An 11,678-nucleotide genomic window follows, 5' to 3' on the forward strand; every position below is an offset into this window, starting at 1 on the left:
TTTTTCTCAATAAATAAAACGTACATAGTGTGGCTATTGCTTACCGTTTCACTATCACTCCGATAAGGAATAAGGATTGCGCATGCGAGTCTTTATCACAGGAGCAAGTGGTTTTATCGGAGGTTCCGTCGCCGCTCGCTTCATGCGGGAAGGTTATAGTGTCCGCGGTCTGGTGCGCACGCCGGAGCAGGTTGAACGGCTGAAGGCGCAGGGCATCGAGCCGGTGCCGGGTACGCTGGCAGATGCCGGGATCGTGGGCGCAATTGCCCGGCGGCTGGGCTTGTGGCCTGCAGAGTCATGGCCGGTGCAGGATGCGATCGACGAGTGGGGATTCGGCCATGCGGTCTATTCCTTCGGCTCGAACAGCCGGGTATCGGCGGCCAAGGCGCGCAAGGAACTGGGCTGGCAGCCACAGCACACGTCGGTGCTGGACTGGATCAAGAACGATATGAAAATGGATTGAAATCCAGATCGCCGCCAGCGCCGCAGCTTGGAACAGGCCCTGGCATAGCCTAATCCAAGCTGTTTTTATTTTGTAGCTGTCGCCGGCCGTTGTCCGGGTTTGACGATCACTGTACACGTCATGCCAGCCGCCAGCGTGATGCCTTCCGGCACCTTGTCGATGTGGATGCGCACCGGCACCCGCTGCGCCAGCCGCACCCAGTTGAAACTCGGATTCACATTGGCCAAGCCATAGCTGCCGAGCGCATTGTCGCGGTCGGTGATGCCGCGCGAGATGCTGTCGACGTGGCCGTTGATGACCTGTTCACTGCCGAGCAGGCGCATGTCGACGGCATCGCCGACCTTCATCAAGGGCAGCTTGTTCTCTTCAAAATAACCATAGACCCAGAATGAATTGGCGTCGATCACCACCAGCTTCGGCGAGCCGGCCTGGGCGTAGTCGCCGGCATGCACGTTGAGGTTGGTGATCCAGCCGTCGACCGTGGCCCGTACTTCGGTCCGTTCCAGGTTCAGCTTGGCGCTGTCGCGCGCGGCCAGCGCAGCCTGATAAGAGGCTTGCGCGGCGGAGGCGTCGGCGCTGGAGTTTTCGCGATTTTCATTCGAGATCACATCGCCGTCCAGCTTGGCGCGGCGTTCGGCGTCGCGCTGCTTGGTGGTCAGGCCGACCCGGCGTTCGGTCACCAGTGCGTCGGCCTGCGCCAGCGCCAGCGTGTAGCGCGCCGGATCGATTTTCATCAGCAGGTCGCCTTTGTGCACATAGCCGTTATCGGCCACCGGCACCGCCACCACGATGCCGGAGACATCGGCGGCGACGCTGATGACGTCGGCGCGCACCCGGCCGTCGCGGGTCCAGGGCGTGTTCATGTAGCGCTCCCACAGCGCGCGCGCCAGCAAGACCGCAATCAGGACCACGAGCAGCGTGATGATCACCTGCAGCAGGGTTTTTACAATGGTGGATGGTTTCATGTCGACCTTAGCGCAATTTTTACAGCAGATTAATTAAACAACATGCAATAGCAGCCCGGCGCCGCCGAAAATGCAAAAGAACAAGGCGATGCGGAACAGGCTGGGATGCCAGACGTAACGGTACAGGCCCAGGCGGGTAAACAGCCAGTCGATCGCCATCTGCAGAAACAGGCAGCCGATAAAGACCAGCAGCAAAGTGGGGATGAGCGCATCGAAGAGTGCGATTTCACGCGGCATGGTCAATTCCCGGTAGAAGTTGTGGTGGGCTTGGAGGCGGTTTCCGCCGGCGTCAGCACGGTGACCCGTTCCAGCATGGCGCCGCGCATCAAGTGCAGGTTGGCTAGCACTCCCGGCATGTCGCGGCACACGACAATTGTCGCCAGTACGGAGTCCAGCGCTGCCCGCAAGCGGGTTTGATTGGGGCGCGCAAACAGATGAGCGATGCTGCGTATGCTGTCGTCGATCCGGGCATGCGTTTGCGGATCGCTGATGCCCAGCGTTTCCTGGCGCAGCTGGATCACGGCGCGGCCGATTTCCAGCACCGACAACAGCCAGGTCATGATGGCGCGGTCGTCTTCGTTATCCAGCGAATGGGTAATCGCAAAGCGCGACAGTAAATCGCGAGTGCCGCTTTCAAACCTGCCGGCCAGGCCCGGCAGCGGCCGGTTGCAGGCTTCCACCACCTGGAAGCGCAAGGCGCGCGCCAGGCGGCGCTTGATCCAGCGGCTGTCGGAGGGATCGATGATCTGGTACATGACCGACGCGATGGCGACGCCGATCAGGCCGCCGGCCATGCCGTTGAGCAGTTCCAGCATGTCGAACTGGTAGCTGCTGCCGATGCTGGCGTAGGAAAAGAAAAACAGCAGGATGCCGGTGCCGATGCCGGCATATTTCCGGGTGGTGGTGAGCCAGGCGCCGATCAGGATGAAAGGCGCCAGCGCGATGCACAGCATGGTGAAATTTTCCGCTTGCGATTGCAGATAATACGCTGACAGGAAACCGAAAAATCCGCCGAGAGCAGCGCCTATCATGAACTGCCGCACTACCTTGACCGGCGAGGGAGCCGCCGCAAACAGCGCGCTGACGACGGTCGCCATGACCACCGCATCGGCACCGGAAACCCAGCCGGTCTGGATCCAGAACAGCGCCGATATGCCGAAGCCGATCGCTGCTCGCAGCGCCGAGGTGAAGATCAAGGTCGGATCGGTGCGCGCCACATAGTGCGCGGGCAGCTGGACATCGTCCGCCATGTGCATTTCGGCCTGGATCACCACGGCATGGATGCGGGCGTAGATCAGCAACTCTTCGGCGAACCTGGCCAGCAACTCGGCGGCGGAATCGAAATCCAGCAAGTTGCTGCTATCGCTGCCGCCGGTGCTGCCGGCGGCCAGGCCGCGGCGCAGCGCTGCCAGGCGTTGCGGCATACCGTTGCGGACCTGTTTCAGCGGCATCCGGTCCTGGCTGGAGAAGGCGCGCGCAATCGCCTTGTACTCCATCATCAAAGCGCTCAGGGTGCTGTGCTTGCCGCCTGCCTGCAAGCGGCCGAACAGCTGGTCGAGCGAGTGGAAGGTGGTAGAGGCGGTCATGAAAGCATTGTTTAACTGCCGTAGTTGCAGGCTTTGCAAATGGCCGGCGGCGCTTTCAAACACGGATGAAGTGCGCAGCGCCTCGAGCGAAATCACTTCACCGATAAAGCGCAGCACCATGCGCTCACGCGCAGGGCGCGACGCGGCGGCCGATTCATCCAGTGCAATGAAGGTCTTGAAGTCGGCAAAGCGTTTGCGCACCGTCAGCAGCAAGACGTCCGACAAGTGCTTCGGAAACAGCACATCGCTGACCACGCCGGCGCACAGCAGGCCCAGCATCACTTCGGCCAGGCGGGTCATGGCGATGTCGAAAGCCTGGTCAGGTTGCAGCGCCGCCGGCAGGCCGACTATCACTAGCGTATAGCCGGCCAGCACGAATGCATAGGATTGAAAATTGCGGAAGATGGTCGAGCCGGCGGTGCAGAGAGCGACCCAGCAGGCGCCCGCCGCCAGGAACAGCACCGGCTGCTGGGTAAACGACGCGGCCAGGATGATCGACATGATGACACCGACCGAGGTGCCGATGAAGCGGTAGAAACCTTTCGCCAGCACCAACCCGCTGCGCGGCTGCAGCACAATGATCACGGTAACCATGGCGGTGCCGGGCTTGGACAAGTCGAATAGCAGCGACAGCCCGAGCGCCAGCATGGTGGCGATCAGGATTTTGCTGACATGCAGCAGGTCCTGGCCGTGGTTGTCGATCCAGATGACGCCGGCTTGCGTCAGATGATGCAGCCAGGACTGGCGGCTGTTGGCGATGTTGCTCATGTCGGCCGCCGCTTATTTTTCTGCGGCAGCTGCAGCAGTGGCCGCATTCGCGGAGCCATCCGTGGCGCCGGGGAGCGGCAGATCGTCGCCCAGGCCGCCGCCCAGCGCCTGCATCAGTTGCGCCCAGCTATCCAGGTAGCCGGCGCGGATTTGCGCCACGCGCAGTTGTTGTTGCAGCAGCACCAGCTGGGTCTGGATGACATTGATGTTAGCTGTCAGACCGGCCTGGTAACCGCGCTTGGCGAGATCGTAGGATGTCTTCGATAGCGCCAGCGCTTGTTCCGATTGTGCGCGCTGCTGCTGTTCCGATTTCAGCTTGATGATCTGGTCGGCCACGCTTTGCAAGGCTTGCACCAGCGTGTTGTTATAACTTTCAATCGCACCGTCGAGCGCGGCAGTCTGGGCCCCGAGATTGGCGCGCAGGCGGCCGCCTTCAAAAATCGGCAACGAAATCGCCGGCCCGGCGCCACGCACGCCGGAAGACGCGCTGAGGAAGTTGGTGAAGCCGAGTGCTTGCAGGCCGATGAAGGCAGAAATATTGATATCCGGATAGAAGGCAGCCTTGGCGACGTCGATATTCTTGCTCATCGCCTCGACCCGCCAGCGTTGCGCGATCACATCGGGACGACGGCCGATCAGATGCGCAGGGACGTTGTCGGGCAGCGCGACCGGCAATTGCGCGTTGCTGTCGTTGCCATTCATGGTGACGGTCAACGCGGCAGCCAGGACCGGTCTTTGGATTGCTTCGCCGCTGCCGGGGCCTTTACCGCTCAAGGCGGCAATCTGGTTGCGCAGCAGAGCGATGTTCTCATCGATTTTTTCAATATTGGCGCGCGCGTCCGGCAACGCGGTCTCGGCCTGGCTCACTTCCAGCCGCGTGCCGAGGCCGGCATTCAGTTTGCGTTGAGCGATATTCGCGATGGAAGTCTGTTGCGTCAGCGTCGAGCTGGCGATGTCGCGCAGCGCAAACTGGGTCGCCAGCTGCAGATAGCCGCGCACCACCGCCACTTCAAGGTTCAGCTGGGCGCTGCGGGCTTCGGCGGCGCTGACATGGACCGTGTCGAGCGCCGATTCGAGCGCGCTGCGGTCCTTGTCCCACAGGTCGAGGTCATAGCTGGCCTTGACGGTGATTTCATTATCCCAGTTCCAGCTGCCGCCCAGCGGCGGCGGAAAGATGTATTCCTCCGAATACAGACCGCGCGTACTGCTGGCTTCGAAGCCCGCCTTGGGCAACGTTGCCGCGCGCGATACGCCGGCCAGTGCAGATGCCTGGCGGATGCGGGCCTGAGCGATTTTCAGATTGGGGCTGTCCGCCACGGCTTGCAGCACCAGTGCATTGAGTTGCGGATCGCGGTAATTTTCCCACCAGGCGCTGGTCGGCCATGCAGCGTTGCCGACCTTGGCGAGCGCGGAGCCGGCAGCCAGCGCGCTGCCATCCGATAGTTTCGATTGCGGAGAAATGCCCGAGAAATCGGCGCAGCCACTTAACAAGATGGCCAGCGAGCAAGTCAGCAGCAGGCTGGCTGAAAGAGGAGACTTGGGGAAGGAGGATAACCGCATGGTGACCTGAAATAGTGTAACGACGAAAGAGGTCTGGAGAATGCTCTGTTGGGCTTTGTTGACGCAGCATGGCGCTGAGGTCAACCGAAAGTCATGGTGCAAAACACTATGATCCAATAATAGCAAAACGCCAGCATTGCTGGCGTTTTGCGTGACTCTTTAAACCTGCTGAGTCAGTATCGCTTTTTCGTGTACGACTTAGTTGCCGTTGTACACCGATGGTTCTGCCTTGTTGATCTGGCTCACAACTTCGGCGCGAGTAACTTGCTTGCCGGCAGCTGCAACCATAGGATATTCGCTACGTGCAACGTTCAGCGTGCCCTCTTTTTGGGCTTGCGCCACTTCAGCCTGCACATCAGCGCGGGATTTGCTGGAGACGAACGGTGTTTCAGGTGGATATGGTGTAACGGCAAAAGCGCTGCCGGCTGCGGCTAAAACGGCGAGACCTGCGATAAGTTGTTTGGCATTCATGTTTTTCTCCAAGAAATTAATAGATGGCACCGGGCTCGGCGGATCAGGCATTTGTATCTCTAGGAGTCTGTCGGACTTAGGATGATCGCCCAGCTATTTTTTCGCTTCGATCCCCTAAGTCCGACAGGCTCCTGGCCCGTCGGGTCCTGCCTCGGTGAGCGGCGCACTTGCATTGCTGATGCTGCTTGTGTGTTGCGCCCATCGATGAAACTCAGTGTAGAGACTTCAGGAACAACAATAAATGGTCATTATGGAAATAAACTATTCCATTATTAACAATAATTTACGGGAACTTATTGTTGTAATTGAATGAAAAAGTGTCTTTGAGAAAAATTTTGGGGTTGTTTGATCTGGCCAGAACGGCTCAGAACTGGAGAAATGACCGGTTTTACGCCATCAAGACGTAAAACCGGTGCTTTGGCATGGCTGTGCGGCTTTAGCTGCCCGACGATTCGATGATGCCGCCGCCGAGGCAGACGTCACCGTCATACAGCACGGCGGATTGGCCCGGCGTCACGGCCCATTGCGGATCCGTGAACGCAAGCTTGAAGTTTTCAGCGGTCTCGGTTTGCAGGTTGCCAAACGCGCAAGCCATATCGGCTTGCCGGTACCGCGTCTTGGCCGATAAATCGGCAATCCGCGGCGCTTCGCCGGCAACCCAGCTCAACTGGCCCGCTTGCAGTGTCGATGACAGCAGCCACGGATGATCGTGTCCTTGCACGATGTACAAGGTGTTGCTTTCCACATCCTTGCGCGCCACATACCAGGGATCGCTGTCGCCGCCGGCATTCTTGTGCGACTTCATGCCGCCCAGGCCGATGCCCTTGCGCTGTCCCAGCGTATAGAAGCTCAGGCCGACGTGCTCTCCCACCACATCGCCATCCGGGGTTTTCATCGGTCCCGGTTTGTAGGACAGGTAACGGTTCAGGAATTCGCGGAACGGCCGTTCGCCGATGAAGCAGATACCGGTGGAATCCTTCTTCTTGGCGTTCGGCAGCTGGATCTGTTCGGCGATCTTGCGCACCTCGGTTTTTTCGATTTCGCCCAGCGGGAACAAGGTTTTCGACAATTGCGCCTGGTTCAAACGGTGCAGGAAATAACTCTGGTCCTTACTGGCGTCGACCGCTTTCAACAGTTCGAAACGGCCGGGATCCGCCGGAGCCTGCCGCACCCGGGCGTAATGACCGGTAGCGATCAGATCGGCGCCGAGCTTCATGGCGTGATCGAGAAAGGCTTTGAACTTGATCTCGGCATTGCACAAGACGTCAGGGTTGGGCGTGCGGCCGGCCTGGTATTCGCGCAAGAATTCGGCGAATACCCGGTCTTTGTACTCTGCGGCAAAATTTACGGCTTCGATATCGACCCCGATCACGTCCGCCACGCTGACCGCATCGATCCAGTCCTGGCGCGTCGAGCAGTATTCCGAATCGTCGTCGTCTTCCCAGTTCTTCATGAACAGACCGATGACTTCATAGCCTTGCTGTTTCAGCATCCAGGCCGCAACCGAGGAGTCGACCCCGCCGGACATGCCGATCACTACGCGTTTTTTAGTCGACATGTTCCACTCCATAGGCGCTCGGGTGGGTGTTCAGCATGGATAAAGGCGCACGCTGGCCGCGCAAATAGTCGTCCACGCACAACAACACTTGCGGGCTGCGGTGGCGCTCGGCGCAGGCGGCCATTTCGTCGCGCGACATCCACAAGGTGCGCAAAATGCCGTGATCGAGCGGCTGCTCGTGCCGGACGCCCAGATCACCGCAGAAGGCGAAGCGTAAATAAGTGACCGCTTTGCCGGTGCGCGCCGAGACATAACGCGCCATATACATGCCGACCAGCGCGGTCGGGGTGAATTCGTGTGCTGTTTCTTCCAGCGTTTCGCGCGCGACCGCCTGCAGCAGCGACTCGTTGGGATCGAGATGGCCGGCTGGCTGGTTGATGCGGATGCCGTCACTGGTCGCTTCTTCTATCAGCAAGAAGCGGCCGTCGCGCTCGATGATGGCGGCGACCGTGACGGAGGGTTTCCAAACGTCAGTCATAAATTCCTCGGTTAATCCGATATTTTAACTTGCCTGCCGGTTTTCGATGAGAAGTGAGTCAGGGGCGAGGCGACACCGTCGGGCATGGTGAGCGGATGTGATGCCAGCCATGATTGTAAAAACGCAACAAGCCGCTAATTTTAGGATAAATAACCTACATCAAGACTCAGATTGTTTAGCTGCAATTTTTCCGTGTAATATTCCATACGGCCAATTGGACCGGATGTCGTCGTCGCCTGGCACGGCCTGCGATGTGGCGAACGGTACATAAGATCCAGGGCAAAGAATTCTTAACATAGTGGGAGAAGACCATGAAAATCGGCATACCCGCCGAAACGCGGCCTGGCGAAACCCGGGTTGCAGCGACTCCAGAGACAGTAAAGAAGCTGGTAGCAGCCAAGCACCAGGTGCTGGTACAGTCCGGCGCAGGCATATCCTCCAGCATTACTGATGAAGCCTATGCTGCGGCCGGTGCCGAGGTGGTCAACGCCGCCGCCGCCTTCGGCATGGAAACGGTACTGAAAGTGCGCGCTCCCAGCACCGACGAACTGTCCTTGCTGAAAAGCGGCACGGTAGTGGTCGGCATGCTGAACCCTTTTGATGCCGACAATATTGCTGTTATGGCAAGTCGTGGCCTGACCGCGTTTTCATTGGAAGCCGCGCCGCGTACTTCGCGTGCGCAATCGATGGATGTGCTGTCGTCGCAAGCCAATATTGCCGGCTACAAGGCGGTCTTGATGGCAGCCAATACCTATCAGCGCTTCATGCCGATGTTGATGACCGCCGCCGGCACCGTCAAGGCGGCGCGCATGCTGATCATGGGCGCCGGCGTGGCAGGCTTGCAGGCGATCGCCACCGCCAAGCGGCTCGGCGCGGTGATCGAAGCATCCGATGTGCGGCCCGCGGTGAAAGAACAAATCGAATCGCTCGGCGCGAAATTTCTCGACGTGCCTTTCATCACCGATGAAGAACGGGAAATCGCCCAGGGCGTCGGCGGCTATGCGCGATCGATGCCGGCTGACTGGATGCGACGCCAGGCGGAACTGGTGCATGAGCGCGCCAAGCAAGCCGACATCATTATCACTACCGCGCTGATCCCTGGCCGCAAAGCGCCGGTGCTGATCAGCGAAGAGACGGTCAAGGCGATGAAACCGGGCTCGGTGATCCTGGACATGGCGGTCGACCAGGGCGGCAACTGCCCCTTGTCGGAAAGCGGCAAGACTGTCATCAAGCACGGCGTCCACATCATCGGCGAAGGCAATCTGGCAGCGCTGGTGGCGGCCGATGCCTCGGCGCTGTATTCGCGCAACCTGCTGGATTTCCTCAAGCTGATCATCAATGCCGAAGGCGGGCTTGTGATTAATCGGGAAGACGATATAGTGGCGGCCACTTTGCTGTGCAGTGCCGGTGAAGTACTGCGCAAATAAGTAACGCAAATAAGTAATACCGGCAGGTAATGCAGGCAAGTTGCCCGGCAACGGGTTGCTTGTATAGGTACCGTTTAGGTACTGTTTTAATTCATAGCTGTAAAAGGCTCCGGCTGCGGCCGGCAGCTTTGTCAATTGGAGAAACAAGATATGCAACGCATCATGCTGCGCGCAAAAATTCATCGCGCAACCGTTACCCAGGCCGACCTGCATTACGAAGGTTCTTGCGGAATCGATGAAGACCTGCTGGAAGCCGCCGATATCCGCGAGTTTGAAAAAATCGAACTATACAACGTCAACAACGGCCAGCGTTTTTCGACTTACGCCATCCGTGGCAAGCGCGGCAGCGGCGAGATATCGCTGAACGGCGCCGCCGCGCGCTGCGCCCATCTGGGCGACTTGCTGATCATTTGTACTTATGCGCCGCTCTCCAACGAAGAAGCCGTCAGCTACGTGCCGAAAGTGGTGTTTGTCGATGACAACAACCGGATCACCGGTTTGAAAAAGATCTGAAAATTTCGTCATCCCCGCGTACGCGGGAACGACCCGGTCGGGAATGACTCGGTCGGATTGACGTAGCGGAAATTATTCGAGGTCGCTTTAAGGGGAAACCATGGAAGTCACGCACACCATCACCAACCTGATCATTTTCGTACTGGCGATCTACGTCGGTTACCACGTGGTCTGGACCGTCACGCCGGCGCTGCATACGCCGTTGATGGCGGTCACCAACGCCATCTCCGCCATCATCATCATCGGCGCCATGCTGGCCGCCGGTCTGACCGAGGGCATCGTCGGCCAGATCGCCGGCACGCTGGCGGTGGCGCTGGCGGCAGTCAATGTGTTCGGCGGCTTCCTGGTGACCCAGCGCATGCTGGAAATGTTCAAGAAAAAAGAGCCGAAGGCAAAACCGGCAGCTAAAGAGGGAGCCCAGCAATGAGCATGAACCTGGTGACTTTGTTGTACCTGATCGCCTCGGTCTGCTTCATTCAGGCGCTCAAGGGTTTGTCGCATCCGTCTTCGGCGCGGCGCGGCAATGCATTCGGCATGGCGGGGATGGCGATTGCGGTCGTCACCACGATCGCGCTGATCGTCAAGCTGAAAGCGGAATCGCAGGGCTCCGGCCTCGGCTTCTGGCTAGTGACCGGCGGCGTGGTGGTCGGCGGTGGCATCGGCGCCATGCTGGCCAAGCGGGTAGAGATGACCAAGATGCCGGAGCTGGTGGCGGCGATGCACTCGCTGATCGGCCTGGCGGCGGTATGTATCGCAGTGGCGGCAGTGTCGGAGCCTTGGGCTTTCGGGATTGCGGCGCACGGCGAAGCACTGCCGGTCGGTAACCGCATCGAATTGTTTGTCGGCACCTTCGTCGGTGCGATTACCTTCTCCGGTTCGGTGATCGCCTTCGGCAAATTGTCGGGTAAATATAAATTCCGCCTGTTCCAGGGCGCGCCGGTGAGTTTCCGCGGCCAGCATTTCATCAACCTGCTGCTGGCGGTGGCGATGGTCGGCCTCGGCATCATTTTCGTGCTGACCAACACCTGGTTGCCGTTCATCCTGATGGCGTTGATCGCCTTCATCCTCGGCGTGCTGATCATCATCCCGATCGGCGGCGCCGATATGCCGGTGGTGGTGTCGATGCTCAACAGCTACTCTGGCTGGGCGGCTGCGGGCATCGGTTTCTCGCTGAACAACGCGATGCTGATCATCGCCGGTTCGCTGGTCGGTTCCAGCGGTGCGATCCTGTCTTACATCATGTGCAAGGCGATGAACCGCTCGTTCTTCAACGTCATCCTGGGCGGCTTCGGCGGTGACGCCGCAGCGGCAACCAGCGGCGGTGCGCAGCAACAGCGGCCGGTGAAATCCGGCTCTGCCGACGATGCTGCTTTCCTGATGGGTAATGCTGAAACCGTGATCATCGTTCCAGGCTACGGCCTGGCGGTGGCGCGCGCCCAGCACGCCTTGAAAGAACTGACCGAGAAGCTGACGCACAAGGGAGTGATCGTTAAATATGCGATCCATCCGGTGGCGGGGCGCATGCCTGGTCACATGAACGTGCTGCTGGCGGAAGCCGAGGTACCTTACGATCAGGTGTTCGAGATGGAAGACATCAACGGTGAATTCGCCCAGGCCGATGTGGTGCTGGTGCTGGGCGCCAACGACGTCGTCAATCCTGCCGCCAAGGATCCGAAATCCTCTATCGCCGGCATGCCGATCCTGGAAGTCTATAAAGCCAAGACCGTGATCGTCAACAAGCGCTCGATGGCCGCCGGTTACGCCGGCCTCGACAACGAGCTGTTCTACATGGACAAGACCATGATGGTGTTTGGCGACGCCAAGAAAGTGATTGAAGATATGGTGAAGGCAGTCGAATAATTCTTGACCGCTCTTGTCAAAAAGCCGCG

The 11,678-nt window shown here is 59.3% G+C and carries 12 protein-coding genes; 5 read left to right on the plus strand and 7 right to left on the minus strand.

All coding sequences use genetic code 11. The features are described from left to right. Positions 1–82 precede the first annotated feature (82 nt). Positions 83–463 carry an NAD(P)H-binding protein gene (locus ABI171_RS22650; RefSeq protein ID WP_348094829.1) on the plus strand — a complete coding sequence of 127 codons (381 nt, stop codon included), beginning with the start codon at positions 83–85 and terminating at the stop codon, positions 461–463. 65 nt (positions 464–528) lie between these two features. Here the strand turns inward: ABI171_RS22650 and ABI171_RS22655 are convergent, their stop codons facing one another. The 7 genes from ABI171_RS22655 to ABI171_RS22685 all read right to left on the minus strand — a co-directional run bounded on the left by ABI171_RS22655 (position 529) and on the right by ABI171_RS22685 (position 7,849). Further along, complete coding sequence (locus ABI171_RS22655) at positions 529–1,428, minus strand: HlyD family secretion protein (RefSeq protein WP_348094830.1); 900 nt, start codon at positions 1,426–1,428, stop codon at positions 529–531. 33 nt (positions 1,429–1,461) lie between these two features. After that, entirely contained in the window at positions 1,462–1,665 is a 204-nt protein-coding gene (locus tag ABI171_RS22660) for a DUF1656 domain-containing protein (protein WP_348094831.1), read from the minus strand. A 2-nt stretch (positions 1,666–1,667) separates the two neighbouring features. Continuing rightward, positions 1,668–3,782, minus strand: a complete 2,115-nt coding sequence (locus tag ABI171_RS22665; protein ID WP_348094832.1) for an FUSC family protein — start codon at positions 3,780–3,782, stop codon at positions 1,668–1,670. Positions 3,783–3,794: 12 nt separating this feature from the next. After that, positions 3,795–5,342: an efflux transporter outer membrane subunit gene (locus tag ABI171_RS22670; protein ID WP_348094833.1), complete on the minus strand. Its 1,548-nt coding sequence runs from the start codon at positions 5,340–5,342 to the stop codon at positions 3,795–3,797. Between the two features lie 198 nt (positions 5,343–5,540). Continuing rightward, complete coding sequence (locus ABI171_RS22675; RefSeq protein ID WP_348094834.1) at positions 5,541–5,813, minus strand: DUF4148 domain-containing protein; 273 nt, start codon at positions 5,811–5,813, stop codon at positions 5,541–5,543. A 436-nt stretch (positions 5,814–6,249) separates the two neighbouring features. Beyond that, positions 6,250–7,371, minus strand: a complete 1,122-nt coding sequence (gene mnmA, locus ABI171_RS22680) for a tRNA 2-thiouridine(34) synthase MnmA (protein WP_348094835.1) — start codon at positions 7,369–7,371, stop codon at positions 6,250–6,252. Continuing rightward, the gene (locus tag ABI171_RS22685) at positions 7,361–7,849 is read right to left on the minus strand and encodes an NUDIX hydrolase (RefSeq protein ID WP_348094836.1); all 489 of its coding nucleotides are present in this window, start codon (positions 7,847–7,849) and stop codon (positions 7,361–7,363) included. The genes mnmA and ABI171_RS22685 overlap by 11 nt, the downstream gene beginning before the upstream one ends. 311 nt (positions 7,850–8,160) lie before the next feature. Here ABI171_RS22685 and ABI171_RS22690 point away from each other — a divergent pair, with 311 nt between their 5' ends. From ABI171_RS22690 to ABI171_RS22705, 4 genes are all read left to right on the plus strand, one after another. Continuing rightward, the gene (locus ABI171_RS22690) at positions 8,161–9,276 is read left to right on the plus strand and encodes a Re/Si-specific NAD(P)(+) transhydrogenase subunit alpha (protein WP_348094837.1); all 1,116 of its coding nucleotides are present in this window, start codon (positions 8,161–8,163) and stop codon (positions 9,274–9,276) included. A gap of 150 nt (positions 9,277–9,426) precedes the next feature. After that, complete coding sequence (gene panD / locus ABI171_RS22695; RefSeq protein ID WP_348094838.1) at positions 9,427–9,789, plus strand: aspartate 1-decarboxylase; 363 nt, start codon at positions 9,427–9,429, stop codon at positions 9,787–9,789. A 100-nt stretch (positions 9,790–9,889) separates the two neighbouring features. Next, on the plus strand, positions 9,890–10,216 hold the full coding sequence (locus ABI171_RS22700) for an NAD(P) transhydrogenase subunit alpha (protein ID WP_014007609.1): 327 nt from the start codon (positions 9,890–9,892) through the stop codon (positions 10,214–10,216). Further along, positions 10,213–11,649 carry an NAD(P)(+) transhydrogenase (Re/Si-specific) subunit beta gene (locus ABI171_RS22705; protein WP_348094839.1) on the plus strand — a complete coding sequence of 479 codons (1,437 nt, stop codon included), beginning with the start codon at positions 10,213–10,215 and terminating at the stop codon, positions 11,647–11,649. Before ABI171_RS22700 ends, ABI171_RS22705 begins: the two co-directional genes overlap by 4 nt. Positions 11,650–11,678: the final 29 nt, after the last annotated feature.

It is taken from the genome of Collimonas sp., from assembly GCF_039923675.1.
Taxonomy (GTDB): Bacteria; Pseudomonadota; Gammaproteobacteria; order Burkholderiales; family Burkholderiaceae_D; genus Collimonas.

Coding starts and splice junctions, on each gene's coding strand:
- ABI171_RS22650 (WP_348094829.1), top strand. CDS start 83: ATGCGAGTCTTTATCACAGGAGCAAGTGGTTTTATCGGAGGTTCCGTC.
- ABI171_RS22655 (WP_348094830.1), bottom strand. CDS start 1,428: ATGAAACCATCCACCATTGTAAAAACCCTGCTGCAGGTGATCATCACG.
- ABI171_RS22660 (WP_348094831.1), bottom strand. CDS start 1,665: ATGCCGCGTGAAATCGCACTCTTCGATGCGCTCATCCCCACTTTGCTG.
- ABI171_RS22665 (WP_348094832.1), bottom strand. CDS start 3,782: ATGAGCAACATCGCCAACAGCCGCCAGTCCTGGCTGCATCATCTGACG.
- ABI171_RS22670 (WP_348094833.1), bottom strand. CDS start 5,342: ATGCGGTTATCCTCCTTCCCCAAGTCTCCTCTTTCAGCCAGCCTGCTG.
- ABI171_RS22675 (WP_348094834.1), bottom strand. CDS start 5,813: ATGAATGCCAAACAACTTATCGCAGGTCTCGCCGTTTTAGCCGCAGCC.
- mnmA (WP_348094835.1), bottom strand. CDS start 7,371: ATGTCGACTAAAAAACGCGTAGTGATCGGCATGTCCGGCGGGGTCGAC.
- ABI171_RS22685 (WP_348094836.1), bottom strand. CDS start 7,849: ATGACTGACGTTTGGAAACCCTCCGTCACGGTCGCCGCCATCATCGAG.
- ABI171_RS22690 (WP_348094837.1), top strand. CDS start 8,161: ATGAAAATCGGCATACCCGCCGAAACGCGGCCTGGCGAAACCCGGGTT.
- panD (WP_348094838.1), top strand. CDS start 9,427: ATGCAACGCATCATGCTGCGCGCAAAAATTCATCGCGCAACCGTTACC.
- ABI171_RS22700 (WP_014007609.1), top strand. CDS start 9,890: ATGGAAGTCACGCACACCATCACCAACCTGATCATTTTCGTACTGGCG.
- ABI171_RS22705 (WP_348094839.1), top strand. CDS start 10,213: ATGAGCATGAACCTGGTGACTTTGTTGTACCTGATCGCCTCGGTCTGC.